This is a genomic window from Paenibacillus oleatilyticus (assembly GCF_018998565.1).
Taxonomy (GTDB): Bacteria; Bacillota; Bacilli; order Paenibacillales; family NBRC-103111; genus Paenibacillus_G; species Paenibacillus_G oleatilyticus.
In genome coordinates this window covers 1-26,150 of record NZ_JAHNZO010000026.1, presented here as the reverse complement: position 1 = coordinate 26,150, position 26,150 = coordinate 1, and the positions used below count along the sequence as shown (strand labels likewise).

Annotated in this window: 26 protein-coding genes; 6 read left to right on the top strand and 20 right to left on the bottom strand. The window is 53.8% G+C overall.

Annotation, left to right across the window (positions count from 1 at the left end; translation table 11 throughout):
* Positions 1-13 precede the first annotated feature (13 nt).
* The 11 genes from KQX66_RS26915 to KQX66_RS26865 form a co-directional block, all read right to left on the bottom strand.
* Positions 14-802: an ABC transporter permease gene (locus tag KQX66_RS26915; protein ID WP_216795963.1), complete on the bottom strand. Its 789-nt coding sequence runs from the start codon at positions 800-802 to the stop codon at positions 14-16.
* Positions 803-807: 5 nt separating this feature from the next.
* Positions 808-1,629, bottom strand: a complete 822-nt coding sequence (locus KQX66_RS26910) for an ABC transporter permease (RefSeq protein ID WP_216795962.1) — start codon at positions 1,627-1,629, stop codon at positions 808-810.
* Between the two features lie 30 nt (positions 1,630-1,659).
* Positions 1,660-2,592 carry a nucleoside hydrolase gene (locus KQX66_RS26905; protein WP_216795961.1) on the bottom strand — a complete coding sequence of 311 codons (933 nt, stop codon included), beginning with the start codon at positions 2,590-2,592 and terminating at the stop codon, positions 1,660-1,662.
* A gap of 129 nt (positions 2,593-2,721) precedes the next feature.
* Positions 2,722-3,804, bottom strand: coding sequence for an ABC transporter substrate-binding protein (locus tag KQX66_RS26900; protein WP_216795960.1), 1,083 nt, complete (start codon positions 3,802-3,804; stop codon positions 2,722-2,724).
* 244 nt (positions 3,805-4,048) lie between these two features.
* Positions 4,049-4,396 (bottom strand): hypothetical protein, encoded by a 348-nt coding sequence (locus KQX66_RS26895; protein WP_010500265.1) that lies wholly within the window; start codon positions 4,394-4,396, stop codon positions 4,049-4,051.
* 279 nt (positions 4,397-4,675) lie between these two features.
* Positions 4,676-5,455, bottom strand: a complete 780-nt coding sequence (pdaA, locus tag KQX66_RS26890) for a delta-lactam-biosynthetic de-N-acetylase (RefSeq protein WP_216795959.1) — start codon at positions 5,453-5,455, stop codon at positions 4,676-4,678.
* A 105-nt stretch (positions 5,456-5,560) separates the two neighbouring features.
* Positions 5,561-6,385, bottom strand: coding sequence for a PfkB family carbohydrate kinase (locus tag KQX66_RS26885; protein WP_253957458.1), 825 nt, complete (start codon positions 6,383-6,385; stop codon positions 5,561-5,563).
* Between the two features lie 28 nt (positions 6,386-6,413).
* Entirely contained in the window at positions 6,414-7,241 is an 828-nt protein-coding gene (locus tag KQX66_RS26880) for a carbohydrate ABC transporter permease (RefSeq protein WP_308647281.1), read from the bottom strand.
* A gap of 3 nt (positions 7,242-7,244) precedes the next feature.
* Entirely contained in the window at positions 7,245-8,075 is an 831-nt protein-coding gene (locus tag KQX66_RS26875) for a carbohydrate ABC transporter permease (RefSeq protein ID WP_216796034.1), read from the bottom strand.
* A 135-nt stretch (positions 8,076-8,210) separates the two neighbouring features.
* Complete coding sequence (locus KQX66_RS26870) at positions 8,211-9,500, bottom strand: ABC transporter substrate-binding protein (RefSeq protein WP_216795958.1); 1,290 nt, start codon at positions 9,498-9,500, stop codon at positions 8,211-8,213.
* A 161-nt stretch (positions 9,501-9,661) separates the two neighbouring features.
* Entirely contained in the window at positions 9,662-10,639 is a 978-nt protein-coding gene (locus KQX66_RS26865) for an SIS domain-containing protein (protein ID WP_216795957.1), read from the bottom strand.
* Positions 10,640-10,886: 247 nt separating this feature from the next.
* On the opposite strand from KQX66_RS26865, the gene KQX66_RS26860 reads away from it, so the two are divergent.
* Positions 10,887-11,603 carry a GntR family transcriptional regulator gene (locus KQX66_RS26860; RefSeq protein ID WP_216795956.1) on the top strand — a complete coding sequence of 239 codons (717 nt, stop codon included), beginning with the start codon at positions 10,887-10,889 and terminating at the stop codon, positions 11,601-11,603.
* Positions 11,604-11,716: 113 nt separating this feature from the next.
* Here the strand turns inward: KQX66_RS26860 and KQX66_RS26855 are convergent, their stop codons facing one another.
* From KQX66_RS26855 to KQX66_RS26840, 4 genes are all read right to left on the bottom strand, one after another.
* Complete coding sequence (locus tag KQX66_RS26855) at positions 11,717-13,174, bottom strand: catalase (protein WP_216795955.1); 1,458 nt, start codon at positions 13,172-13,174, stop codon at positions 11,717-11,719.
* A 133-nt stretch (positions 13,175-13,307) separates the two neighbouring features.
* Positions 13,308-14,144, bottom strand: a complete 837-nt coding sequence (locus tag KQX66_RS26850) for a response regulator transcription factor (RefSeq protein ID WP_216795954.1) — start codon at positions 14,142-14,144, stop codon at positions 13,308-13,310.
* Entirely contained in the window at positions 14,123-14,515 is a 393-nt protein-coding gene (locus KQX66_RS26845; protein WP_216795953.1) for a Fur family transcriptional regulator, read from the bottom strand. Before KQX66_RS26845 ends, KQX66_RS26850 begins: the two co-directional genes overlap by 22 nt.
* A gap of 109 nt (positions 14,516-14,624) precedes the next feature.
* Positions 14,625-15,101, bottom strand: a complete 477-nt coding sequence (locus tag KQX66_RS26840) for a hypothetical protein (protein ID WP_216795952.1) — start codon at positions 15,099-15,101, stop codon at positions 14,625-14,627.
* Positions 15,102-15,330: 229 nt separating this feature from the next.
* Here KQX66_RS26840 and KQX66_RS26835 point away from each other — a divergent pair, with 229 nt between their 5' ends.
* The 3 genes from KQX66_RS26835 to KQX66_RS26825 all read left to right on the top strand — a co-directional run bounded on the left by KQX66_RS26835 (position 15,331) and on the right by KQX66_RS26825 (position 19,152).
* On the top strand, positions 15,331-16,023 hold the full coding sequence (locus KQX66_RS26835; protein WP_216795951.1) for a response regulator transcription factor: 693 nt from the start codon (positions 15,331-15,333) through the stop codon (positions 16,021-16,023).
* On the top strand, positions 16,001-18,295 hold the full coding sequence (locus KQX66_RS26830) for a sensor histidine kinase (RefSeq protein WP_216795950.1): 2,295 nt from the start codon (positions 16,001-16,003) through the stop codon (positions 18,293-18,295). Before KQX66_RS26835 ends, KQX66_RS26830 begins: the two co-directional genes overlap by 23 nt.
* Positions 18,296-18,486: 191 nt before the next feature.
* Positions 18,487-19,152, top strand: a complete 666-nt coding sequence (locus tag KQX66_RS26825; protein ID WP_216795949.1) for an NAD(P)H-dependent oxidoreductase — start codon at positions 18,487-18,489, stop codon at positions 19,150-19,152.
* A 61-nt stretch (positions 19,153-19,213) separates the two neighbouring features.
* Here the strand turns inward: KQX66_RS26825 and KQX66_RS26820 are convergent, their stop codons facing one another.
* The 4 genes from KQX66_RS26820 to lplA form a co-directional block, all read right to left on the bottom strand.
* Positions 19,214-20,020, bottom strand: a complete 807-nt coding sequence (locus KQX66_RS26820) for a potassium channel family protein (RefSeq protein WP_216795948.1) — start codon at positions 20,018-20,020, stop codon at positions 19,214-19,216.
* Between the two features lie 360 nt (positions 20,021-20,380).
* Positions 20,381-21,601, bottom strand: a complete 1,221-nt coding sequence (locus tag KQX66_RS26815; protein WP_216795947.1) for a multidrug effflux MFS transporter — start codon at positions 21,599-21,601, stop codon at positions 20,381-20,383.
* 332 nt (positions 21,602-21,933) lie between these two features.
* A complete protein-coding gene (locus tag KQX66_RS26810; protein WP_216795946.1) occupies positions 21,934-22,818 on the bottom strand; it encodes a GNAT family N-acetyltransferase in 885 nt (294 codons plus the stop codon).
* Between the two features lie 116 nt (positions 22,819-22,934).
* Positions 22,935-23,921 carry a lipoate--protein ligase gene (gene lplA / locus KQX66_RS26805; RefSeq protein ID WP_216795945.1) on the bottom strand — a complete coding sequence of 329 codons (987 nt, stop codon included), beginning with the start codon at positions 23,919-23,921 and terminating at the stop codon, positions 22,935-22,937.
* 227 nt (positions 23,922-24,148) lie between these two features.
* On the opposite strand from lplA, the gene KQX66_RS26800 reads away from it, so the two are divergent.
* Together KQX66_RS26800 and KQX66_RS26795 are read left to right on the top strand one after the other, a co-directional pair.
* A complete protein-coding gene (locus KQX66_RS26800; protein WP_216795944.1) occupies positions 24,149-24,502 on the top strand; it encodes a c-type cytochrome in 354 nt (117 codons plus the stop codon).
* Between the two features lie 191 nt (positions 24,503-24,693).
* A complete protein-coding gene (locus KQX66_RS26795; RefSeq protein ID WP_216795943.1) occupies positions 24,694-25,380 on the top strand; it encodes a queuosine precursor transporter in 687 nt (228 codons plus the stop codon).
* Positions 25,381-25,851: 471 nt separating this feature from the next.
* Here the strand turns inward: KQX66_RS26795 and KQX66_RS26790 are convergent.
* Positions 25,852-26,150 (bottom strand): hypothetical protein (locus tag KQX66_RS26790; protein WP_216795942.1); only part of this gene is annotated, 299 nt, incomplete at its 5' end.

The window sequence follows — 26,150 nt, the reverse complement described above, 5'->3', positions numbered from 1 at the left end:
GTACGAGCCTCCGTTATCGTTTGGTAAAGTAAGAAAGGCCCATCAGCCTTTCGATCAGGAACATGAACACCGCCGTGAACAGCATGAGCAGCACGGAAATGGCGGCGATGGTCGGATCGAAATAATTTTCCACGTAGGTCAGCATCTGAATCGGCAGCGTGCTGATGCCCGGGCCCGTCATGAAGACGGAAATATCCACATTGTTGAACGACTCCAGAAAAGCGATCAGAATCGCCGCGATAATCCCCGACTTGATGTTCGGGAGGACGACCTTGAAGAACGTTCCGAGCCGTCCGGCGCCGAGACTAAGCGCGGCCTCTTCGATGGCGAAATCGAAATTCGACAAGCTGGACGCGATGACGCGAATAATGAACGGAAGCATGATGACCGTATGACCGACGAGCAGCGCCGTGTAGAGCGGCAGATGATACGTGACGATCAGGTACTTCAGCATCGTAAACCCGAGCACGATGCCCGGGATGAGCACGGGGGATATAAAGAAGCCGTTCAGGGCGTCTTTCCCCTTGAAATCGAAGCGGCTGAGCGCATAGGCCGCAGGCACGCCGAGCAAGAGCGCGAACAGGTTGCCCAGAATCGAGACAATGATCGACGTTTTGAACGTGCTCATGAACATTTCCACTTCGAAAATTTTCTCGTACCACTTAAGCGAAAAGCCCTGCGGCGGAAATTTCAGCACGGATCCCGGCTCGAACGAAGCGAAGGCGATAATGACCAGCGGACCGAGCAAAAAGATATAGACAAGCAGCGTAAACAGGCCGAGGCCCCGGTTGTTCTCCTTCATCCCTTCTACCCCTTCGGATTTAAAGTGTTGGCCAGTTTATTCATCAGGCTGATGACCACGAACGTAATCGCCATCATGATCGTCGCGATGACGGAGGCCGAATACCAGTCGTTCAGCGTGATCGCGTTCTGGTACAGGAACGTCGAGATAACGCGCTGTTTCCCGCCAAGCAGCGCCGGAGTCGTGTACGCGGTCAAGCTGCCGACGAAGACGAGAATGCTCCCGATAATGAGACCCGGTACGCTGAGCGGGATCACGACCTTACGGAACGCGGTGAACCGGGACGCCCCGAGGCTCTCCGCCGCTTTGATCAGATCGGCATCGATGTTTTCCATGACGCCGACAAGCGTGATGATAATCAGCGGTAGAAACAGGTGAATCAGACCGATCATCATTGCGGTCGGCGTATACAAAATATCCAGCGGGTCCTGAATGATCCCCATCGCCAGCAGCGCCGTGTTAAGCAGCCCCTTCTTACCGAGGACGATCATCCAGCTGAAGGAGCGGACGACCGAGCTGGTGAGCAGCGGGAAGATCGCGAGCGCGAGCAGCACGCTCTTTTTCTTCAGGCTCTGCCGGGAAATATAGTAGGCGACCGGAAAGCCGAGCAAAATGCAGATCGCCGTCGTCACCAGACTGACCTGCAATGTCGTCAGCAAAATTTTGAGAAAATACGGGTCCTTGAAGAAGTGCAGGTACCCGTCGAACGTCACAGTCCCTTTCTGGAAAAAGGTGGACCCGATCGTAATGAGGATCGGAGCCGCCATAAATACCGTCAGGAACAACAGTCCCGGCAGCAATAGCAAATACAGATACGATTTCTTCATCGAACGGTTCTCCTGTTCCTGGATTGGGGGCTAACGGCTCAGCGTCTGCACGAACAGCCGGAGAAAGGCGTCCGCGTCCACGTCCGTGCAGACCTGAACGTTCGGCTTCTGTCCGAGCCGGTTCTGAAAATCGCAGACCGTCTGGCCGTCGCACAGCTCGCTGCGGGTTTCCACATCGACGTAATACGGCTTCGTCGTGACCACCTCGCGGGATAAGGCCACCCCGACGGCCAACGGATCGTGCAGCGCGCAGGCGCGGACGCCGTTGCGTTCGGAATAGCGCTGCATATAATCGGCCGTGCTCTCCTTCACGTAGCGGCCGATCGGCGTATCGCCGAGCGCGGCGATATGCTCGTCCTTGAGCAGCGCGCGCCGGGTCACATCGAGCCCGACAAGCGTCAAGAAAGGGAAGCCGGCGCGCAGTACGAGCTTGGCCGCTTCCGGATCGACATACATGTTGTACTCCGCCGTCGGGGTCACGTTCCCGTATCCCGCGACGACACCGCCCATCAGGACGACCTCTTTCACGTCGTTCACAAGGCCGGGATATTTCATCAACGCGAGCGCCAGATTGGTCAGCGGAGCCGTCATAATCAGCGTCACTTCGCCCGGGTTTTCGCGTACGCGGTCCACGATGTAGTCCGGCCCGAACCCCTCGGCCGCGCCTTGGCGGACTTCCATGTCCCGCAGCGCCCCGCCGAGGCCGTCCGCCCCGTGAATCCGGTGCTCGAAATAATGGGGACGCAGCAAGGGCCGATCAGCCCCCCGGATGACCGGGATGCTCGCTTCAACGTCCAGCAGTTGGAGGATTTTGCAGGTATTAGCTGTCGCTTGATCCAGCGATACGTTGCCGTTGACCGTCGTGATGCCGAGCACGTCAAACTGTCCGCTCTTGACCGCGAGCAGAATGCCTAACGCGTCGTCCACGCCCGTATCGACATCGAGGATTACTTTTCGTTTCATGCGCTCCGTTAGCTCCTTTCCATACTCCCGATATGAAAACAAGGGTACATGTCGGATCATATACCCTTGTCCAGCGTTTCGATTATGGTCATGCTATCGCGTTGCTTATTGCTTGACTTATTGCGTAACTTATTGTGTAACTTCGCGGTTCCAGCGGTCGATCCAGCCCTTGAGGTTCTGGTTGACGAACTTCATATCCAGCTTGCGCAGCTTGTTCACCACGTCCGCGCCGTACGTAATGCCTTGCGCTTCCTCCGGCTTGAGCTGCAGCGTCGTATTTACCGGCGAATCGATTTTGGACTTGGCCGATTTCTCCTGTACTTCCTTGCTCAGGTGCCAGTTGATGAAATCTTCCGCCAGCTGCTTGTTTTTGCTGCCCTTCACGACGTTCACCGTGTTCATGATCGCGTATGCGCCTTCCTGCGGCGTAACGAACTTCGTATCCGGCACGGCAGCCTTCAAGTCCTTCACATACATTTCCATGATCGGTCCGGCGGCAATTTCGCCTTGGGCGAACATGTTCACGAACTCGGACGTTTGACCGTAATATTTCACGACGCTTTTATTCAGCGTCTTCAGCTTCGCGAACGCTTGGTCCGCGTTGAACGTCGTGCTGCCAGCAACGGTCGAAGCCGCGTCCAGAATCATCGGGCCGCTCGTCGACGTAATGTTCGGCAGCGTCAGCTTCTTCGCCAGCTCGGGGCTCCACAGATCGCTCCACGATTTGATTTCCTTGCCCGCCGCTTTCGGGTTATAGGCGATGCCGAATTGACCGATCGTATAAGCCGGACCGTAGTCCTCGCCGAGCGGCGCTTTGGCGATGTCGTAAATATCCTTCAGGTTCGGGATGCGGCTGCGGTCGATCTTCTCGAACACTCCCGCCTCGATACCTTGCTGCGCGTAATAGTCCGAGAGGTAGATCAGATCGACGTTCGAGCTGCCCTGCTTCACTTTATTCAAGCGCTCGGCGTTGTTGCCGATTTCCAGCACGATCTTCACGTTATGCTCTTTCTCGAAAGGCGCGTATACTTCTTTCTTGAAGAAGTCCTCGGAGAAGCCCCAGGTGGAAATGACCAGCTTGGTCGGCTCTCCGCCGCCCGCTCCCGGTGCTGCGCCCTGCTCCTTGTTTCCTCCCGCTTGGCCGCATCCGGACAAAGCCAATCCAATCAGCGAAACGGAAAGCAAGCTGCGAATCATTCGTTTTTTCATCATCGTTCTTCATCCTCCAGTAGGAAACATTCCTGTATCCATGATTTAAGATTTGTAGAAACGTTTAGCAGTATACTCTCACCGGCATCGGTTCTTCTTGCATTTTATTTAAAAAAGAAAAAACGCCCTTAAATAGAAATAAATCTTCTACGTAAGAGCGCTTTTTCTTCGTAAACAAAGATAAGCGGCATCTATGGCAATGCATGCGGTCCGCTCGATGATAGATCAACGCCGCGGCTCCGGCCTGTTATTTCGGTTCGTGCAGAATCACATTCGTAATCGCCCATTGCGTCGCCGGGTCGTAATCCCTCAGCAGCGCTTCGATCTCCAGCCCGAATTCCTGCTCCAGCTTCTCCCGAAGCTTCTTCTTATAGATCGAAGACATGTAAAAGTCGACCTCGTGCTTCAGCGTAGGCGCCTCGCCTTCGAGCGCATCCGAGCGCGGCGAACGACGATGCTTGGCATAATACGTGATGATCCGGTCGTCGATCGTAACCCGCAGCAATGTCGTTCCGAAGCCGAACAAGCTTTTCGAAATTTCGTTGTACAGGTGGCACAGCTTCTTTTTATTTTCATTCGTGTCGATCAGGGGCATTCGTTCACCTTCAAGAGCAACCGGCTTTTTGTGATGCGACGTAATTTAATCATACATAAGAATTTGTAATTCTGCAAGCGATTGTTCGGATTTTTTGCCACTAAAAACGATTTGAAATGCCTTTAATTAGCAAAAAATAGTCATTTTCCGAATAAGAGGTGGACCGAAACGACAAATAAGCCGTCATCCCGCCGAAACTCGCGCACCATGACGCTTGCTGCGGCGGGAGCGACTCCCCGCACGGTATGGGTCGTACCCTCGTCAGTCGGCCTGTCTCCGCTAGTAAGACTTGACCGTCAACTGGTCCAGGCTCTTGAATTCATAGCCTTGCTGCCGGGCGGCGTCGATGATTCGCCCGAGCGCGTCCGCGTTATCCTTAGATACCGCGTGCAGCAGGATGACGGCTCCGGGATGAAGCTGGGCCATGACTTGGTTGTAGGCGTAATCGGCCCCCTTTTGCGCCCTCGTGTCCCAGTCCTTGTACGCGACCGACCAGAACACGCTCGTATACCCGAGCTCCTTGCTGACGGCGAGGCTGCGGTCGTTGAAGGTGCCCCGCGGCGGACGCAGATAGGTCATCGTCTGGCGTCCGGTAATTTGCGCCGCGTCCGCCTTGACCTTCTCCAGCTCGTCCTTGATTTTGTCGCTCGGAATCTGGGTCATGTCGGGATGGCTCCAGGAATGGTTCCCGATCAGATGGCCTTCGGCCGCCATGCGCCGCAGCAGCTCCGGCTGATCCTTGATGTAATGCCCGGTGACGAAGAAAATCGCAGGAACCTTCTTTTCCTTCAACACGTCGAGTATGCGGGCGGTATACCCGTTCTCGTAGCCGTTATCGAAGGTGAGATACAGCTCCTTCTGCGTCGTATCCCCGAGAAAAATAGCCCCGTGCTTCTCCACAATGGGCTTGAAGCCTTCTTCGTTGATAGAGGGACGGCTGCCGTTCTTGCTCTTCTTGAACCCGAAATGATAGGCGCCGTCCCCTGCGGCAGCCGCTTGGACCGGGACGGCTGCCAGCAGACCGGCCAGCAGGATGGTGGCGATTGCGATACGTTTCAAGGGTTGGGCTCACTCCTTCTTTTTTTTGTCAGCTAGGAGTCATTATCCCTCGTCCCTCAAAAAATATGTGTGCGAGCGAGATGCAGGTTGCAGATCTGACGGGGATCAATCCCTCTCCATCGGATGAGGGTAACCGTAAGCGCCGTAAAAGGTGCAGGTCTTTGCCGCGCAATCCGCAGCGTAATCAAGTGCCGATTCCATCCCGCCGTGTTGGATGTACCCGGTAAGAAAACCGGCGATAAAGCTGTCGCCTGCTCCCATCGTATCGACAACTTCGGTCGGCTTAACGCCCTGAACATAGCGCTCACCGTTTCGCGAAAACAAAGCTCCTTTGCCCCCCAGCGTAATGCCGACGATTTCGACTCCGAGACGATGGCAAGCTTCAATCAACGGGTCGAGCTGATCGTCCGGCAGGTCGGCGCCGGAGAAAAACGCATATTTGATATGAGGGCATACCCTCTGCAAATAGTCCATGCCGACATTCGTCGAAAAGTCGAAGGAAATGTCGCACGCGGTTTTGATCTGAGCCAGTTCTCCTTCGATATTGGAATAGCAGCTTGTATGACATACGTCGAATTGGGAAATGTACTCCATATCGTGAGGAGTCAGCCTTAAGCGAACGATGTGCTGCGCCGTATTTTTCGGGCCTCCGACAAATACGCGGTTTCCATCGACCAGTTGAACTCCGGGTGAACCGCTTGGAGCGTACACTTGTCGGGAGAGCTCGTAGGTCACCTGCTCTTGGTCAAGAGATTTCCTGATATGCTCCGCTTTTTTGTCGTTCCCGAAGACGCCGATGTACGCGCATTCTTCGAAACCGTTTCTTTTGCAATTGACGGCCACATTGACCGCGTTTCCGCCCGGATAATACAGCTGTTGATCCAGATAGCAATCGACGACATTGTCTCCAATCGCAATCATTTTCATCATTCGGCAACCTCCCATGATTCAGGCCCGTTCATCCTTTCACCGAGCCTGCGGCAATCCCTCGGATAAAGTACTTCTGCATAAAGATAAACAACAGAATCAGCGGCAGCGCCGACATGACCAAGCCGGCCAGCAGCACGCCCCAGTCCGTGGACAGAGCGTCTTTGAAGCTCATCAGCCCCGCCGGAATCGTCTTGTATTTCTCGGAATCGATGAAGATGATGGCGAATAAAAATTCGTTCCATGCATAATAAGCGATCAGGATGGTCGAAGTCAAAATGATCGGAGTCGACATCGGCATGAAGATGCGCCAATAGATTTGGAAGGCGGAGCAGCCGTCGATTTTCGCCGACTCCTCGATTTCTTTGGATACGCCGAGAAAGTACGAACGGATCAGCAGAACGATAAGCGGCAGCCGGAATGCGATATAAGGCAAAATTAACGCCAGAAGCGTATTGTGCAAATGCGTTTGCTGCAGCAGAATGTAAAGCGGTACAAGACAAACTTGCGGGTTAAGCATCATTCCGCCCATCACGAACAGCAGCGCCGCTCTATCGAATTTAAAAGAATATCTGCTTAGACCGAAGGCGCACAGCGATGCGATCAGGACGACACCCGCGATTGTGCTGATCGTCACAATGCCGCTGTTCACAAAGTAGTTGGCCACGCCTTTACTCCAGGCGGTCGCATAATTGGAGAACAACCATTTGCTCGGCAGTCCCCAGACCGAGCCGAAGATTTCGTCGTAGCTCTTGAACGACGAGGCGAGCATCCAGGACAATGGATAGAGGATTAGCACAACACCCGCGGCGAGCAATAATAAAATGACCGTTTTACTAATGCTGAATTTGGCTGTCACGAATTAATCCCCCTTGCCTGTTCTGAAAAATACAGTCTGCGCGAAAGCCAGTACAGCCGTGATAAGAAACATCAGCATGGCAATCGTAGAGGCATAGCCCATGCTGTCTTTGAAGAATCCGGTTTGATACATATGAACCGCGATCGTAATCGAGCTCGTTCCGGGACCGCCGCCTTTCGTCATAATAAACGGTTCGTTAAATACCATGAACGCGCCCGTGATCGTAATGACCGAAGTTACGAAACACATCTCCTTCACCTGAGGCAGCGTAACGTTGAAGAAGCTTCTGATCTTCCCGGCGCCGTCGATTTTAGCCGCCTCGTACAGATCGGCCGGGATTTTCTGAATGGCGACGATGAACAGCATCATGCAGTAGCCGACGCTTTGCCATTGCGAAACCGCGATGACGGCATAAATCGCCGTGGAGCCCGATCCGAGCCATGGCTTCGCCCAGCTCCCGAGTCCGACCGCCTCCAGAAAGAGATTGAGCAGACCGTCGGTAGGATGATACACAAACGTAAACAGCAAGCAAATGACGGTGATCGAAATCACGACCGGGATAAAATAAATGGTCCGGAAAAACGGAGAAATTTTACGGAAAGCTTCGTCTTCCAATACTGCGGCCAAAATCAACCCGAACCCCACCTGAAAAATGACGGAGATGACGGCATATTTTACATTATTGATTAGAGCGGTAACGATAACGGGGTCGGAAAAGAGCGTTTTGTAATTGTCCAATCCGATAAAGCTTCTTTTCCCCGATAGCATGGAAAATTCCTGAAAGCTGTAAACCAGGTTTTGTATGAGTGGCATATAGACGAATAATGCCAGCATGAGCAGGCACGGAAAAATAAACAAAAAAGGAGCCAGCTTGCTTGATTTCACTTTGTCTCCTCCGATCTTTCACCTATCAGGAGCATTGGTTTGGTAAAAACCGAGTCGCAATGCTCCCTTGTTCCGGTCGGTTCGTTACTTTGCATTTTGAAGCGATTTGGCCGCCTTCTGCACGCTTTCCATAACCTGCTGAGGCGTCATCGACTTGGACGCCATCGCTTGGCCGCCTTTCATGAAGGCGTCCGCTATGGCAATGTTGATCGCATTGTCGAGCCAAGGCGTCGTCTCGGAAGCGTTCATAATGACATCGACTGCTTCCAAAGTTCCCTTCGGAGAGTTCTCGGCGGTGGCGGAGCCTTTGACGGCGGTCATTGCCCCGGCATCCTTCTGGAATTTCGCTGCATTCTCAGGCGATACGATAAATTTCACAAACTTCTCGGCGAGCTCCTGATGCTTGCCTGTATTGCTGATCATGAATCCTTCCGGAGCCCCGGTTAACGCCCCCGGATTGCCTTTGCCTTCGGGAAACACAGGGAAATTGAAAAAGTCGAACTCCAGCTGGGGGTTTTTCGTCAAATAGCCGAGCTCGGCAAACTGTAGATACATCACCGGCACCTTTTCCGCGATAAACAGATTTCTGGCGGCCTCGTGATCGATGGATGTCGCGGCCGGCCCCATGTAAGACACCAGCTTGTCCCAATATTCAAGAACTTTTACATAGCCGGGGTCCGAATATTGCGCCGTTTCCGTCTTGTAATCCTTCGCGATGACCTCGGGGCTGAGCATCCGCTGGTTCATGGTGCCCAAGTAGTGACTAACGGCCCATGTATTTTGCAGCCCTTCCATGAGCGGTGCGTCGTATCCGGCGCCCTTCAGCTTATCGAGCGCGGCAATCAGTTCGTCCCACGTCTTCGGCTTCTGTATGCCCGCCTTTTCGAACGCTTTTTTGTTATAAAAGAACGCCTTTCCGTCCATCGTAAACGGAACGCCGTAAATTTTGCCGTTAAACGTGAACGGCTTGATCTGCGATTTAATAATCGTATTCGCCCAGTTCGCATCGGAATCGAACATGGACGTAATGTCTTTAACCTTTCCGGAAGACACCAGGTTTTCCGCAAAGCTGTCGGACCAGGAAGTGAATACGTCGGGGATGTTGTTGGAAGAAACGAGCACCTTGATCTTTTCTTTGTAGCTGTCGTTAAGCACCGATTCCATTTCAATCTTTACGCCGGGATTTTGCTTCTCGAACTCCTTCACAATGTAGTTGAAATAAGAATTTCTCGGTTCGCTGGGCCAGCGGTGGAAAAATTTCAGCGTTGTCGTCTGTTGGTCCTTCGACCCTGCCTGATCCCCGTTCGTGGAGCTGCAAGCGGCCGTCAGCAAAATGAGAACGCTTGCAAAGATCGCGGTTGTTTTTCTTTTCATAGATGATTTCACACCTCCGCTAAAGATAAACTCCGTTTGAATACGCCAATCCCCGCCTGCTGCTTCCTTGCCGCCGTTTTGGTTATGGCGGTAGTTCCCGAACCGGGAAACGCCATAACCAAAACATACGACAGCCTATCCTTTCATTCAAGCGGCAAATATTAATAGTCCATTTTCCACATGTAACGGCGGACGGACAGCGGATGTCCTCTAAACTCCGACAAATACTGAGCGTACTGTCTGAGCACAACGCCGGCGACCAGATTGGCGAAATAATTGCGCACTTCGGCCGAGATGCCTTCCATATCGAACGTTTCCGCATCGATAAGTACGATTTTGTCGGAGAATTTCTGGCAGAAATCGTGTGCGCGGTCGTCCATCAGACGCGTCTCGCCGATTCCTTTGATGATAATGAAAGGTACGTCGTAATCGGTAACTTCGAACGGCCCGTGGAAGTATTCGCCGGCATGAATCGCGCTGGAATGAATCCACTGCATCTCTTGAAGAAGACAAATGGCGAACGAGTAAGCCAGCGAGTAATTGATGCCGCTCGCCATCGTGTAAATGATCGGCTCCCGCTTGTAATCGCTTCCGAAAGCTTTGGCCGCTTCAAGCGTGTTGGCTTTGTTTCGTTCGAACACGTCGTGAAGGCTTGTCTCAACGGAGGCCACGGCGCGAGCATATTTTTCGTTCGGATAGAGCGTATTGAGAATGCCGAAGATCAATCGGTATAAAATGCCGTAATTGTTTTCTTCCGCACGCGCCTCCGTTCCCCAGTCGTAATGCAGTCTGTATTCGGCCGCGTTCCAGAGCGGCGAGTCGACAAGATGGGAAAGGCTAATCGTCAACGCGCCTTTAGAACGGGCAAATTCCGTCGCTTTGACGGTTTCAGGCGTATTGCCGGAATGAGAGCAGGAGATCACGACGGATTTTTCGTTAAGCGCTTTCGGAGATCGAAGAATAAATTCGTTGGATGAGTAAACAGCCGAAGGAATATCGATTTCTCTGTCAAGAATGTACTGCGCCGGGGTGAGAGTCGCCATCGAGCCGCCGCATGCAACAAAGTAAATGTTGCCGATGTCACGTGATTTTACTGCCTCGATCGCCGCTTTCAGTTGTTGTGCATGCTCTTGATTCATAGAAATTGTAGCCTCCTGTTTGCTTATATTCATCACGTTACATCTCATAATGTATCGTATTGTAACGTGATGTATGTTATGTTACTATAGATTTTGTACAAATTCAACAGCAAAATAAAAAATATCCCCGGAGACGATTGTGCAGCGGTGTCGTTATACTCTTCCCGCGGAATGGTTTATAATGTGGGTAAGTTCTAATATATCCCTGGTGCTCCGTTACGGAGATTAGATCCGAGAAGGTGGAAATATGAGCAGACTGGAACAAGATAATGTTGTGCCGATGTATATTCAGTTGAAGCAAATTATTAAGGACGAGCTGGCCAGCGGCAAGCTCAAGCCTGGACAGAAGCTGCCTACGGAATTTGAATTGTGCGAGATGTACTCGATTAGCCGCCGGACGGTTCGATCGGCGATTAATGAGCTTATTGAGGAGGGACTGCTCACCCGGAAGCAAGGTAAGGGGACCTTTATCAGCTCCAACAAAATCGAAAGAGAGCTCGGGCCTATTCTGGGGTTTTCGGAAATATGCAAGATGAACGGACTTGCCGCTTCCTCGGAGGTCATCGAGCAAAAACGAATCGAAGCCAGCCCGTCGCTTGCAACGGCAATGGGTGTTCCCGTCCATTCCGAAATCGTTTCCATCAAGCGCGTCATGATGGCCGATAACGTGCCCGTCATGCTGGACTTCACGTATCTTCCTCCCCAATATATGTCGCTGCTGAACGAAGACCTGACGAACAAATCGCTCTATGCGACGCTGCGGGATCAATTTCACGTTGTCCTGAACAGGACCCGGAGATCGATCCAGATTGTGTTTGCCGATGCGTTCCAATCCAAACATTTAAAGGTAAAAAAAGGATATCCCCTCTTGATGATTCAGGGACCGGTCTACTCCCCCGACATGAAGGTTATCCACTACGGAGACCAATATATCGTCGGAGATAAAATAAAATTTTATATCTAACCCCCCAAAACAAAAAAGCCACGATTTACGTGACTTTTCATGAGACGATATTTTTGTCTTACAAGACAGTGTTTCCCCGGAGCAGCAGCTTCACGAGAGCGGTCTTCCCGTTTCTAGTTCGAACGCGGAATAAAGCTTTGAATATCGATGCCGAGCCCTTGCGCGAGCCGCATCCCGTACTCGGCATCCGCCCGGAAAAAGTTGCAGATGGCACGCAGCTGGATGTCTTGGCTCGTCTGCTTCAGATCGTTGACCAGATTGCGGATCAGGTTATCCTGCTCCTGCTTCGTGTAGCTGCGGTACCGCTCGCCGGCTTGTGTGAAATCGTCGGTCTTCTCGATTTTTTGCCGGAGCGCGGGGCCTGTCAGCTGCGCTTCGCTTTCCGCATAGGCCGGGTCTTCCTGCGGACTGCCGGAAGCGCTGTTCGGCTCGTAGTTGACCGTAGACGTATCCTGCTTCACGTTCATCGCCCCGTCCCGCTGATGGTTGCGGACCGGCGCATACGGGCAGTTGATAGGAATCTGCAGATAGTTCGCGCCAAGCCGGTACCGCTGCGTATCGGGGTAGGAGAACAGACGGCCCTGCAGCAGCTTATCCTCGGAAGGCTCGATCCCCGGCACCAAAGCGCTCGGCGAGAAGGCGGACTGCTCGACTTCGGCGAAGAAGTTGTCCGGGTTCCGCTTCAGCGTCATCGTGCCGATCCGGTGCAGCGGGTACGCATCCTCGGGCCATACTTTCGTCGCGTCGAGCGGGTCGAAGCCCCACCGATCCACGTCCTCCGGCGGCATCAGCTGCACGTGCAGCGCCCACTGCGGGAAGTTCCCGTCCCGGATCTGATCGAACAGATCCCTCGTCGCATGGTTGAAGTCTCGGCCCTGCACTTCCCGGACCTCATCGGCCGACAAGTTCACAACGCCTTGCATCGATTTCCAATGATATTTGACGTACGTGACTTTGCCTTCCGCATTCACCCATTTGAACGCATGCACGCCAAAGCCGTCCATTTGCCGGTAATTGGCGGGGGTGCCGTGATCCGAAAACACCCAGGTCAGCATATGCGTCGATTCCGGCGACAACGTCATGAAGTCCCAGTATCTTGCCGGGTCCTGGATATTCGTGTCCGGTGCGGGCTTGAGCGAATGCACCATATCCGGAAATTTCAGCGCGTCGCGGATAAAGAATACCGGCAAGTGGTTGCCGACGATGTCATAATTGCCTTCTTCCGTGTATAGCTTCACGGCGAATCCGCGCGGATCGCGGGCCGTCTCCGGCGAGCCGGTGCCGTGGATCACGGTCGAGAACCGAACGAATACGGGTGTCTCCTGCCCCACATCTTGCAGAAAATGCGCCTTCGTATAAGGCTTCATGCTCCGCTCGACGCGGAATACGCCATGCGCACCGGCACCGCGCGCATGCACGACCCGCTCCGGGATGCGCTCCCGGTCAAAATGGGCCAGCTTCTCCAGCAGATGGTAATCCTCCAGCAGCGTCGGTCCGCGGCGGCCTGCCGTACGCGAATTTTGGTTATCCCCCACGGGAGCGCCTTGATTGGTCGTCAAACGATGGTTCATATCTTGATCTCACCTTTCATTTATATTTAGACTCGATCTAAATCATGAGATCATTGTACCATCGCTGCATGACAGAATCATGAGCATTCCGTGAGTTTTCCATGAAGATCGGATGAAGCGGGCGGCCGACTCATCAGTCGGCCAGCCGATATCCGACCCCGCGCACTGTCGCGATGTACTGCGGTGCGGCGGGATTGTCGCCCAGCTTTTTGCGCAAGCTTTTCACATGAACGTCGACGACGTTGCTGCCGCCGACAAACGAGCTGCCCCAGATGCGGTTCATGATCTCGTCACGCGACATCACCGCCCCTTGTGCTTCAAGCAGCATCAGTAAAATCTCGTATTCCGTCTTCGTGCATTCGATACGGCTGCCGCCGCGCAGAACGGTCATCTTCTTGGTGTCGATCTGCAAATCCTTGAAGCTTCCGACACTGTTCCCTTCTTCCGCATCGGCCAGACCGCTGAGCTTGAGCTCGATCCGGTACATCGCCTCCTGCAGACCCGTCGGCCACGGCTGCAGTTCCCCGAGTCCGGCGAAGCTGTTATCGTCCATCTCCCGCTCCCCGACCAACAGCACTGAGCGGGCCTGCTTCTTCGGATCGGAAGAGAGCGCCTCCCGGATGCCGGCCACGCCTTCCCAGTCCGCCGTTGTCACGTCGAACACGAACAGATCGACAGCCAACGCATTCATGACCTGGGCCTCGAACCGGTGAAACACGAGAACGTCGTAGCACTCGCCTGCCAGTCCGTTAATCAGCGGATGCAGTGCCCCGGGGAACGGACTGATGACGGCCACGCGCTTTGTTTCAGCGCACAGGAAAGGCCTCGTGCTAGCCGTTTCTCCAGCGCTTGAAGCCATAGGAGCCGCCGGGCTTTCGGCAAGCCGCTCCGCGGCGGCCATTCCAGTACCCTCGGTTTGCGAATAACCCATCCGCATGAGCGGCTGCATTACGCGTTCGGATGTTTGCATGAATAGCATACCCCCTCGAAGACGACTTGACTGTGATGCACGTCGTAGTTCGTTTTCGCCGCAACCTCCCGAATCCATTCGGCGGGCGGCGCGGACAGCACTTCATCGACCCGTCCGCACTTCTTACACACGATATGGTAATGGTCTTCCGTTCTTCCATCGTAACGGCTGGCGGTCTCCCCCAGCTTGAGTTCCCGAATCAGCCCCGCATCCGTCAAGTACCGAAGCGAGTTGTACACTGTGCCATAAGCAAATTGGTGACCCTTCATACGCAGCCGTTCCATAATCTCGGCGGCCGTCGGATGATCCTCGCAGCTTTGGACTAGATCCAGAATCGCTTTGCGCTGCGTGGTTAAATTCAATCTGCTCATCAGGCTCACCCCTTAATAGTATTTAGACTTAGTATAAATTTAATTAGGGTGTAGGTCAAGAGCAGAGAACACAATAGACTGCCGGAGCCGGTTTGCGCGGCTCCCCCGTTTATTTTAGTAGGCCTCGTTGCTTCATCAGGTCATACCAATCGTCCCGGCCTCCGATTTCGACGTATTTTTCACCGAAAACATAGCTTTCCAAAAACTCCTGAAATTCTCCGTAATGCCGGATTTTCATTTCCGTTTCCGGATCGCCGGTCAAACAACAGATTCGTCCGTCCTGTTTATTTATATATAACGGATAAGGCTCAATCTTCCCGATACATACCCATTCCTCGAATCCGCCGGGCATATCTGCTACGGGAAATTGGTAGTCCGGCAGCTCTTTTCGGCCAAAGAAAATAACGCCTCCGCACCTCAAAGACGAATACTCGTTTAAGAACTCGTGATACGCTTGCAAAGCGTCTCTGTTCACATCCGGGTCGGGATCGGACTCTTCCTGAATATCTCCGATCACCAAATAAAAAGGGTCTTCTTCCAGAACATGCTTCATGAATTTTATTTTTTCCCTTGTTACTGGTTGCATGGGTTTGACTCCTAGCCGTTAAATTTAGGTTCCCGCTACGTCTTCTATCATTTTAGCTCAACTTTCCATATTTCTCCATACATCAATCAATCTTGATTTAACCTTCCTCCTGCTTCGTAAGAAATTTGTAAGAAATCGGGTAGCTTTTTTGACAAAAGTCTCCTTTAATATAGACATATGCGCTTGCAAGCAGCCGTAAATTCGAATGCAGCATTCAAGGAGTAAGATGATGCCGAAGTACAATGTGCTGGTGGCCGACGATGAACCGGAGATTCGGGACGCCATCGAAATCTATTTGAAGAACGAGAACATGAACGTATTCAAAGCAAGCCACGGTTTGGAGGCTTTGGACATTCTGGAGAAGGAAGATATCCATCTGATCATTCTGGACGTCATGATGCCCGGCCTGGACGGCATTCAGACGACGTTCAAAATCCGCGAAAGCCGCAATATTCCGATTCTCATGCTGTCCGCCAAATCCGAGGATACGGACAAAATCTTGGGGCTGACCGTTGGCGCCGACGATTACTTGTGCAAGCCCTTCAATCCGCTGGAACTGACCGCCCGGGTGAAGTCCCAACTTCGACGCTACACGCTTCTGGGCCATTATAAGGCAACCGAGGACGAGATCGAAGTTCGGGGCCTCGTGTTGAACAAACGCAGCAAAACCGTCTTCGTGGATCAGGAGGAGGTCCGGCTGACGGCGACCGAATATAGAATCCTTGAGCTCTTGATCGAGCATCGGGGGCGTGTGTTTTCGATAGAGGAGATTTATGAAAAGGTATGGAAAGAGCCGTATTTTAACGGCGAGAATACGGTAGCGGTGCACGTACGGCGAATCCGCGAGAAAATCGAGATCAACCCGCGGGAGCCCAAATATTTGAAGGTGGTGTGGGGCATTGGTTACAAAATCGAGAAGTAAGCTCGTCCCTTGGCTGGCTTGGGGCTTGCTCTCTTACCTGATTGCGCTTGGGCTGCTCGCAGCCTCGGACGTGTTAAAGAATCAGGAATATCTTCAAAAGGACTACTACTTTCGGTCCCCGGCGTTCTACGAGCAGCTTCAGCAGCATTTCAATCTGTTTCGGAACGTTCATGTGGTCTATAACCATTGGGAGGATAAGACGGACGCCGAGAAGATCGGGCAGGCCCGAATGGAGCAATGGACCCGGCATTTTGAAACGATGAAAAACATCGAGGTCGAGCAAAGAAAGGCAGAGGTGCAGAATCAAATCCAATCCCTGCAGGCGTGGATTGACAATGAAGTTGCGATAGCAAAGGAAAAACGGGAGCAGGCCGCCAATTCCGCGGAAGAGTCGGGAGCGGAGCAGGCCGAGATTGCGCGTATTAGAAAAAAAATTGCCTTACTACAAGACACAGAGGCCAACATCTTACCGAACGCAGAGCGGCAGAAAAACGAGCGGATCGAGAAGGAAATCAAGAACTATCTTGATTTTCATAACAAACAATATGCTGCCGTCAAACACAGTTTGTCGGCCCGCAGCGGCTCCTTTCGATATTATGTCCAAGATCTCGAGACCGGTGAGACTTATGCCAATAGGAACTACCGTCCGGCTCAGGGAGAGATGGAGGATGCGTTCTATGCCATCCGCTTGCCGCAAACGACGTTGGAAGGCGGCGCTCTGCAATCGATCAACCGGTCTTTCCAACAGTATCGGCTGGAAGGTACTTTTGTATTTCCGAAGGAGCCCCAAGGCTTCAGTCAAATGATTGCCGACCACGCTTACTTCAATACGCTGCGGGAGCGGTTAATTTTTGAGCTGTACCTGCTGGGCGCCACCGTGGCGGCCGCCGCCACACTGATCTTCTACCTGCGCCGAAATCGTTGTGGGATCGAGGTTGTACAGCAGAACTATACGGCTATCATCCGCGGGATTCCGCTGGAGCTTCGCCTGCTGCTTTTTTATGTTCTGACCATGTTTGCGTTAAGCTACGGAAGCTCCGCCGCCTTATTCCGGCTGCCTGTCGGTCCGAGCCATTTTGCGCAATGGACGCTACTGGCGCTGCTGATCGGCTGTCTGGGACTCCTGCTTGGCGATGCCGTGCTGCTGCTGCGCAATCCGCAGGTGCTCCGGGAGCAGTGGGAGGCAGGGGTTTACCGCAAGTTCCAGGGGTACTTTCGAGACAATCTGGCCCAAAGGAACATCCTGCTTAAGGCAGGCGCGATCTTTGTTCTTACCCTACTGTTCAGCGTTTTCGTAATCAACTTTGTTGACTGTATATTGAACGAGATATACCGCTATAATTATGGGAAATTCATTTTATCGACCGGATATGTACTGTTTTACTCATTTGTCGTCGTTCCCTACCTCCTACGCCGAATCCGGCAGTTGGTCCGCGTCCTGACCGGCGCGGAAGCGATTGCCTCCGGCCGGTTCGACCATACGATCGTGGAGAAGGGCCGTGGCAATCTGGCCCGGCTGGCGCACCTGCTGAACAACATCAAGCAGAGCATCAAGACGTCCGTCGAACGCGAGACAAAGAGCGAGCGTCTGAAGTCCGAGCTGATTACGAACGTATCCCACGATCTGAAGACGCCGCTCACCTCGATCATGAACTATGTCGATTTGCTCAAGCATAAGGACCTGCCCCCGGAGACCGTCGCGAGCTATGTCGAGGTGCTGGACCGGAAAACGCAGCGGCTGAAGGTGCTGATCGACGATTTGTTCGAAGCGTCCAAAATGGCGAGCGGGTCCGTCGAATTGGCGGTGGAGCACGTCAACGTCGCCGACCTGCTGCAGCAGGCGCTGGCCGAATTCAGCGACAAGATCGAAGCTTCCACGCTCACCTTCCGCGTCTGGGTGGACAACCCGAAGGTAACCGCTCCGCTGGACGGGCGCAAGACATGGCGCGTCTTCGAGAACCTGATCAGCAATGCGCTCAAATACGCGATGCCGCATACCCGGGTTCACCTCGCGTTAACCGAGGAAGCGGACAAAGTCGTCTTCACGATCAACAACGTTGCCGCCTATGAGCTTAACTTCGCTGTGGACGAAATTTTCGAACGCTTCAAGCGGGGAGACACGTCGCGGAATACCGAAGGCTCGGGCCTCGGGCTCTCCATTGCGAAAAGCATCGTCGAGCTGCAAGGCGGACAGCTTCGCATCGACATCGACGGGGACTATTTCAAGGTGCGCGTCGAGTTCGCACGGGAAGCCAAGGCTGCCGCGTCTTAACCCTTACTGTCCGCCGCCCCGTGCAAAAGGGCATGAAAAGAAGAGGTCCGGGATACGCTCCCGCGGCCTCTTTGTCATCATAGTATACAAATGGGAACTATATAACAAAAATGTGCGTACTTACGCATTCGGATGTTGGAGGTTATAATGCTAAACAGGAACCAATATTGTCCGAAAGCGAGGCGTTACTTATGGAAGCAAGAAAACAGCAAATTATAGAGGCGTTTCAGTTCAGACATGCGTGCAAGGAATTCGACAGCAGCAAAAAGATCAGCGACGCGGATTTCCAGTTCATTCTGGAGACCGGACGGCTGTCGCCAAGCTCCTTTGGCTTCGAGCCGTGGAAATTTGTCGTCGTGCAGAATCCGGCAATTCGCGAAAAGCTGCTGCCGGTCACTTGGGGAGCGTCCAAGCAGCTGCCGACCTCCAGCCATTTTGTCATTATCCTGTCCCGGACGAAAGCCGATATGGTCGCCGATTCGGACTATATTCAAAACATGCTGACGAACGTCAAGCAGTTCCCGGAAGAGATCCGCGCCCACTTCACCAGTATCTACCATAAGTTTCTGGAAGTAGATTTCGACCTGCTCGACAACGAACGCGTGATGTTCGAATGGGCAGCCCGGCAGACCTATATTGCCCTGGGCAATATGATGACGGCAGCCGCTCAAATTGGCGTCGATTCTTGCCCGATCGAAGGGTTCGACAAAGCGAAGGCAGAGCAGGTGCTTCGAGAAGAAGGGATTCTTCAAGGCAACTTCGGCATTTCCTGCATGGCTGCTTTCGGCTACCGCGTGAGCGAACCCCGCCCCAAAACAAGACAATCGCTTGAGCAAGTCGTGCAGTGGGTGAACTGATCCTCGATTTGCCCCATAGACAAACCCCTTCGACCCATAGCGGAAGAAGGGGTTGCTTGTTTTACCGGTCCGCCGCCTTTCGCTTGGGCCCCGAATACATTTGCTCGGCGAACGACTGGTCGGATATTCTGAAATGCGTGTCGGAAGCGATTTTCGTGAAATTGGCGAGATTTTCTTCGAGCACCACTTCCAGCGTCGTCCGCACGTTCCCCGCTATTCGTTCGACGCTTGTCAGAATGAACGCCGTGCGGGCATCGGCATTGTACGGGTTCTCCACCTTTAGCGACTCGTCGGCAAAAATAAGGATCTCCCGGGCTTCCGCCACCCGGGCGCGGTGCAAGGTTTTGTCCCTGGAAGGAATCCCCCGGATAAACAGGAAATTATGCTCGTCCAGCGGCGCTGTAGCGAGCCGGTCATCGATCAGCACGACGTCTGTGGACGGCTCGTTTTTGAGGATGTTTTTGATCGTAATCCGGGCGCGGCCGCTCCAGCCGATGACGACGACATGGCCGCCGCCGTGCTTCGTATAATCCAAGTCTCCGTTCTTCCTTCTCTCTTGCCGTTCGACCAGCATTTCATAGAGCCTCCCGATAAATAAAGTAAACAAACCGACCCCGCCGACAATGAGCAGAATGGCCCACAATCGGCCAAGATCGGTTTTCGGAAACGTATCCCCATAGCCGACCGTAGCGAGCGTAACGACCGTCCACCACAGTCCGTCGTAAACCCTGGGAAACTGCTCCGGCTCCAGAATCGGCATAAGAACCGAGCTTGTGAGCACCAGCAGCCCGGTGGCGAGCGATAAGGTTCTCATACGGATTTGGAACACGGAGAAAAACAGCTTGCGGAATTGGAACCAGAACCTCACTTGATTTTCTCTCCTTCGCCATGTCGAATAACAGGATTCTACAAAGCGGATTTCGACAGCACGCCGTCATGAAGGGGATTTCCGCTCCCCCGATCTGCCGAGTCGCGTACGAACCTGCTTCCGATGCAGGCAGGCGTATCCTATGCATATACCGATAAATTCGCGCTGTAAAAATCGTTTCCTGCACCCGGAAAAAGACTTTTTCCGACAATGTTCCCCGTGAAACGATTTTATCCGCTGGAGCGCTGCACTACGCGATTTTTCGTTCTTTTTCGCGACGGTCCAGGCTGCAAAAATATACAAAAAAAGCCCTCCGCCATGAGGTTTCCCAACCTAGGCCTGCGGAAGGCTTCTTAACCATTAAGCTTTATTCTCATGCCGCCGCACGAGCAGCAAATAGCACAGCACCGAGCCGACATCGGCTGCGGCGATCACGATCCCCATCGGCACGGCGGTCTGGTTGCCGGCGATGCCGACCAACGGCGCAACGATCCCGCCGAAGATGAACGACAGTACGCCGAGCAGCGCCGAGGCGCTTCCCGCCGCTTCGCTCTGGTTGCGCATCGCCAGCGAGAAACCGGCCGTGGACACGATTCCGACGCTCGATACGACGAAGAACAGAGGAACCAGAATCGCATAGAGCCCGGCTCCCGATACGATCGCAAGCAGCAGCGCCACACCGGCGACCGAAGCGAGCGCCAGCCCGCTGACCAGCAGCCGCTTGTCGCTAACCCGTCCGGCCAGCCGGCCCGCGACTTGCCCTGCGAGAATGATGCCAAGGCCGTTAATTGCGAAGCAGACACTGAACATCTGCGGCGACACGCCGAAAATATCCTGAAGCACGAAGGGTGAGCCCGAAATGTAGGCGAACATGGCGGCAATGACGAAGCCCTGCGCCAGGGCATAGCCCATGAACGTCCTGTCGCCCAGGAGACGGCGGAACGTCGTCAGCGTATTTCCCAATCCTCCCTTGGACCGCCGCTCCTGCGGCAGCGTCTCTGGCAGTGCCAGCACGACCGCGATCAGCATCAGGACGCCGATCAGGCCGAGCACGACAAACACGCCGCGCCAAGAGGTGACTTCCAGCAGTTGCCCGCCGACGATGGGCGCAAGAATCGGCGCCGCCCCGTTCACCAGCATCAGCAGCGAGAAAAACTTCGTCAGCTCCGTTCCCGAGTACATATCCCGCACAATCGCCCGCGAAATGACAATTCCTGCGGAGCCCGCCATCCCTTGGATAAAGCGCAGCAGTACAAGCAGCTCTGCCGATGGCGCAACAGCGCAGAGCACCGAAGATACGCCGTAGAGGACCAGACCGATCAGCAGCGGCAGCCGCCGGCCGCGTACGTCGCTGACCGGGCCGGCATACAGCTGGCCGAGAGCGAGTCCGAGCAGACAAGCCGTCAGGCTAAGCTGGGCCATCGACGTGCTGCTGTTCAGCTCGTCCGCCAGCTTCGGCAATGCGGGCAAATACATATCGAGCGACAGCGGCCCGAATGCGGACAACGAGCCTAAGATGAACACCATCCATATTCGGCGTGACGGCACGGAGCCTTGCGCCGAAGCTTCGACCCGGCTCATAAACCCGCGCCTCCGTTCCGCGTCCGATGCTCATTTTCCATCATTAGCGTCGCAACCCGATTTTGGTCAAGCACAACCTTTCCTATCCGATTCATACAGCTACACATCTCTTTCTCATCCGTAATTGGGACGGAGTCATCTTCTCTCTATGCTGCGGTCCCTTGTTGTAACAATTATAGTTACATGTAGGTTTAAAAGTCAATGCAAAATGCGCGCGGCAGCCGCGGCAAACGGTGCGTTAAAGCCCACGCTGTCCGACCCTTATGCTAAAAAAGAACGCAGGCCGCCTCCCGTTCTGAGGCACCTGCGTTCTGCTTCCGATCGAAGCTCGCCTATCCGCCAAGCTCAATCGTATAATAATCGTTCGCGTTCAGCGCCCGGAAGCCGCACGACTCGTACAGCCCGAGCGCCCGGGGATTGTCCGCCGCAACCTCCAGCTCGAAGCGGACCGTCTCGCCTTCCCGGTATATGCGCTCCATCGTCCGGGCCAAAATTTCCCGTCCGCACCCGCGTCCCCGGTACTCCGTTAATACGCAAAAACCGAAAATAAAGGCGACGCCTTCATCCACACGTACAGCCAGCTTGCCGATCGGCTTGCCGCCCAGCTCCGCGACATATGTGTTCTCCTTCCCGTCGGCTACGGTTTTCTCCGCGAATTCTTTGGCATCCTCGTACGACATATCGAACCCCTGCCGGTTGAGCTCCGTCAGTACTTCGACATCGTCCGCGTTCGCCACGCGGAGCTCCAGAGCTTCCGCTTGCCGCGTATCCGGAACTTGCGGCGGTTGCCCTTCCGGTACCCGCATCTCCATCCAGTGCTCGGAGAACGAATAGACCGCTCCCCGTGCCTGCAGGAACGCTTTGCCCGAAACCGAGTGCTCCTGACATATAAAGATCAGCTTCGGAATCCCGCGGCGCCTGCATTCTTCGGTCGCCGCATCGGCCAGCCGGGTGAATACGCCCTTCCGCCGGTGCTGCGGATGCACCATGCCGCTGATCTCCACTTCCGTTGACTGGAAGGAATAGATTCCCAGAAACCCGATAAGTTCTTCCCCTTCATACATCAAAAAGTCGTCCGTTACCCCGGCCCGCCGTTCGGAAAGCATTTCCCAGTTCAGCTTCAGCGTAATGCCTTCCTCCGCGTTGCACAGGTCTGCAAGTGCCCGAATATCGCGCAATTCTTGCTCTGAGAGCCCTTGTTTCTCGATCAATTTCAATCCGTTTCCTCCACTTCGTTACCATATTAGACTCTAGTATACAATCGTCGAGAAGGTTCCGGCGGAGAATGATTGGTTTACAATCATTTTTTCCCGAAGCATCGAGCCCATGCGCCTTATAACAGCAGCTCCAGCCACTCGTCCTTGGTCACCTGACCGAAGTAATGCTGAAGATTCACATCGTCCAGCACCCCGGCCAGCGCAGCCGTATCGTATCGGACACCTTGCAGCTTGGCGGCAAACTCGGCCGCATCCCCTTGGCCGAAGAAGTCGCCGTATACTGCGGCCTCGCGGATCACTCCCGCTTCCACGTACAGCCGGACGTCGAACGTGCCGGCAGACAAGCGCTTCACGCGGTGAACGTTAAACGCCGGGGACTTGCCATAGTTCCACTCCCAGCTCCGGTACCGTTCATCCGCGAGCTGCCGTACCGCATCCCAATCGGCTGGGCTCAGCTCAACCCGCTGAACCTCCGATCCTTCAAAGATCGAGTCCAGCAGATGCTGCCGGAACGCCTCAATCGTCATCGGCCCGCTCAAAAATTCCGTTATGTTCGCTACCCGGCTGCGGACTGACTTCACGCCCTTCGACTTGAATTTCTCCGGATTGACATTCAGCGCGGACGCGACATGGTCCATCTGCGAATCGAACAGCAGCGTGCCGTGGGTAAACATCCGCCCTTTGGTGGCAAACTGCGCATTGCCGGATATTTTCCGCTCCCCGACCTGGATATCGTTGCGTCCCGTCAGCTCCGCCTCGACGCCAAGCCGATGCAGCGCCCGGATCACCGGCTCGGTAAACTTGCGGTAGTTATGGAAGGACTTGCCGTCATCCTTCGTAATGAAGCTGAAATTGAGGTTGCCGAGATCGTGGTATACCGCCCCGCCGCCGGACAGACGCCGCACGACATGAATGCCGCGGCCCTCGACATACTCCCGGTTAATCTCCTCCGCCGTATTCTGGTTTTTCCCGATAATGATCGACGGCTCATTGATATAAAACAACAAATAATCATGGTCCGCCGGAAGCTGCTTCAAGGCATATTCCTCCAGCGCCAGGTTCAATGCAGGATCGGTAATGCCGTTATTGTCAATGAAAAGCATGCGCTTCTCCCCCTTCTCCTGTTCGAACGGACAAGTTCCCGTTCCAGCTCTATTATAGCAAGGGCCGCAGCCCGGATCGAGCGTCTTGTCCGCCGCAGCCGTGCATGAAAAAAACGGCGCAGGAAACCCTAGACCAGACGTCCCTGAACGGACAGGGATCGAGGCTTGTTGATGGCCAAGGTTCCCCGGCCGACAAGCTCAAGCATTTTCCCAAAGGAGCTCGCCAAATGAAGAAAACATTTGTCTGTGTCGCCCTTCTCCTTGCCGTTTCGCTGTCTGCTTGTAATCAACCCGCCAAAACGCCGCCGCCTGCGGATCAAGGAGCCGCAACTCCTGCCCCGGGAGGCGGAACCGCTACCGTGGATGCCCAAGCGATCTATAAGCAAAATTGCATCAGCTGTCACGGCGCCAATTTTGAAGGCGGGGTCGGCCCGAACTTGACGAAGGTAGGCGGCAAGTACTCCAAGGACCAGATCGCGGCTATTGTCGCGAATGGCAGAGGAGGAATGCCTTCCTTCAAGGGCAGACTGTCCGATGCCGATACCAGTGCCATAAGCGACTGGCTCGCCGCTAAGAAATAAGGGCCTCTCCGCGCAAAATCCCCTGAACCGCACGTTGTCGAACGATGCTGCGGCTTTCAGGGGATTTTTTATGTAAAATCGTTCCATTCCTTTTCTTGGGCGTTTCTGCTATTCTGTTATTCGATCGGGCTTCCGGCCCATCCGCGGTTCGAGACCATCCCGCGTTATCAAAACTAAGGGGGAAACGGTTCGTGTTTAATTTGGCATGGGGAATTTTGTTTGTTGTCGTGAATTTTGCTTTGTTTCTGCTTTGCTATCGTTTGTTCGGGAAGAAAGGACTGTACGCCTGGATCGGCTTCGCCACCGTGCTGGCCAACATCCAAGTCGTCAAAACGATCGAGCTGCTCGGCATCGTGATGACCCTCGGCAACACCGTCTACACGTCGATCTACATGTCGACAGACCTGCTCAACGAGAAGTATGGGACAAAGGAAGCCAAGCAGGCGGTATGGTTTGGCTTTTTCAGCCTGGTCGCTTCGACGGTCATCATGCAGATGGCGCTCGTGTTCACGCCGCAGGAAAGCGACATCGCACAGAGCTCGCTAGAGACGATATTCGGTTTAATGCCGCGGCTGGCGGCGGGCAGTCTATGCGCTTATTTTATCAGCCAGTTCCTCGACGTGAGGGTGTACAGCTATCTGAAGAAACGGTTTCCCGTGTACAACCAGTTCTGGATTCGGACGAACGGCAGCACGGGGCTCAGCCAGCTTGTGGACTCGCTGGTCTTCTGTACCATCGCTTTTACCGGGGTATATACGCTGGATGTCTGGCTGCAAATTTTGCTGACGACCTACTTATTCAAATTCGTCATTTCCGTCGCTTCGACGCCGGTGCTCTACATCGCCCGCAGCTTCCGCATCAAGGAAGACGGGAATTAATTCGCTATAAAGGCGTTTCCGTTCGTATATTGAGCGGGAGCGCCTTTGTTGTTTAAGGGGCCATGTTACGTCCCATCGGCATGCGATACCTGCAACCGATGCGCGTCTTCGATCGTAAGTAGATGCAAGGAGTCCGCATTTCCCCCAATCGTTTGAAGCAAGTACAGCCTACCCCGGAATTCAGAGGATATCTCGGGTTTAAGAAACTACGAAACGGAGAGCTCACTTTAGCTGAGAGGTGATGAATCATGAAAATACACAATTGTCCTTCTTGTCATACCTACAGTAGAGAATGCATAATCGTCATCCAGAATGCGCTGAACCATTCGGAAGAGATTCTAAAGTGCAGTATCTGTTCCTGGAGCGGAAAGTGGTCGGACATGAAAGTGCGGGAGATCCCGGAAGACGAACCGATCGCAGGCGTCGAACCGATTACTGATTATGGTGTGATTCATTCAGATACAGCTAAAATTACATATACAGGAGGTTGTTGCCCTTATTGTGGAGGGAGTGATCCTTTATGCTGGTGTATGACGATCGATTTCTGTGAGCCTCCTGCTCGTTAGCGTAACAAGGCTGCCGATCTTCTATCAGCCCCTGAAGTGTTGGTCGCACATCATGGTCTGCTGGACGCCAGCCCACGGCGCGCTGTAGTGAAACTTTAATAAGCGGAGAAAAACCACCGAAGGCCGGTGAACTGTAACCCGTAAGATGGACACTTGAAAAAAAGTGACCTCTTACGGTTTTTTGTGCTTTAATCATACTATCGA

What these genes read in the sequence shown, in the direction of transcription:
- KQX66_RS26915 (WP_216795963.1), bottom strand. Translation starts at nt 802, where the DNA reads ATGAAGGAGAACAACCGGGGCCTCGGCCTGTTTACGCTGCTTGTCTAT.
- KQX66_RS26910 (WP_216795962.1), bottom strand. Translation starts at nt 1,629, where the DNA reads ATGAAGAAATCGTATCTGTATTTGCTATTGCTGCCGGGACTGTTGTTC.
- KQX66_RS26905 (WP_216795961.1), bottom strand. Translation starts at nt 2,592, where the DNA reads ATGAAACGAAAAGTAATCCTCGATGTCGATACGGGCGTGGACGACGCG.
- KQX66_RS26900 (WP_216795960.1), bottom strand. Translation starts at nt 3,804, where the DNA reads ATGATGAAAAAACGAATGATTCGCAGCTTGCTTTCCGTTTCGCTGATT.
- KQX66_RS26895 (WP_010500265.1), bottom strand. Translation starts at nt 4,396, where the DNA reads ATGCCCCTGATCGACACGAATGAAAATAAAAAGAAGCTGTGCCACCTG.
- KQX66_RS26885 (WP_253957458.1), bottom strand. Translation starts at nt 6,385, where the DNA reads ATGATGAAAATGATTGCGATTGGAGACAATGTCGTCGATTGCTATCTG.
- KQX66_RS26875 (WP_216796034.1), bottom strand. Translation starts at nt 8,075, where the DNA reads ATGCTGGCATTATTCGTCTATATGCCACTCATACAAAACCTGGTTTAC.
- KQX66_RS26870 (WP_216795958.1), bottom strand. Translation starts at nt 9,500, where the DNA reads ATGAAAAGAAAAACAACCGCGATCTTTGCAAGCGTTCTCATTTTGCTG.
- KQX66_RS26865 (WP_216795957.1), bottom strand. Translation starts at nt 10,639, where the DNA reads ATGAATCAAGAGCATGCACAACAACTGAAAGCGGCGATCGAGGCAGTA.
- KQX66_RS26860 (WP_216795956.1), top strand. Translation starts at nt 10,887, where the DNA reads ATGAGCAGACTGGAACAAGATAATGTTGTGCCGATGTATATTCAGTTG.
- KQX66_RS26855 (WP_216795955.1), bottom strand. Translation starts at nt 13,174, where the DNA reads ATGAACCATCGTTTGACGACCAATCAAGGCGCTCCCGTGGGGGATAAC.
- KQX66_RS26850 (WP_216795954.1), bottom strand. Translation starts at nt 14,144, where the DNA reads ATGCAAACATCCGAACGCGTAATGCAGCCGCTCATGCGGATGGGTTAT.
- KQX66_RS26845 (WP_216795953.1), bottom strand. Translation starts at nt 14,515, where the DNA reads ATGAGCAGATTGAATTTAACCACGCAGCGCAAAGCGATTCTGGATCTA.
- KQX66_RS26840 (WP_216795952.1), bottom strand. Translation starts at nt 15,101, where the DNA reads ATGCAACCAGTAACAAGGGAAAAAATAAAATTCATGAAGCATGTTCTG.
- KQX66_RS26835 (WP_216795951.1), top strand. Translation starts at nt 15,331, where the DNA reads ATGCCGAAGTACAATGTGCTGGTGGCCGACGATGAACCGGAGATTCGG.
- KQX66_RS26825 (WP_216795949.1), top strand. Translation starts at nt 18,487, where the DNA reads ATGGAAGCAAGAAAACAGCAAATTATAGAGGCGTTTCAGTTCAGACAT.
- KQX66_RS26815 (WP_216795947.1), bottom strand. Translation starts at nt 21,601, where the DNA reads ATGAGCCGGGTCGAAGCTTCGGCGCAAGGCTCCGTGCCGTCACGCCGA.
- lplA (WP_216795945.1), bottom strand. Translation starts at nt 23,921, where the DNA reads ATGCTTTTCATTGACAATAACGGCATTACCGATCCTGCATTGAACCTG.
- KQX66_RS26800 (WP_216795944.1), top strand. Translation starts at nt 24,149, where the DNA reads ATGAAGAAAACATTTGTCTGTGTCGCCCTTCTCCTTGCCGTTTCGCTG.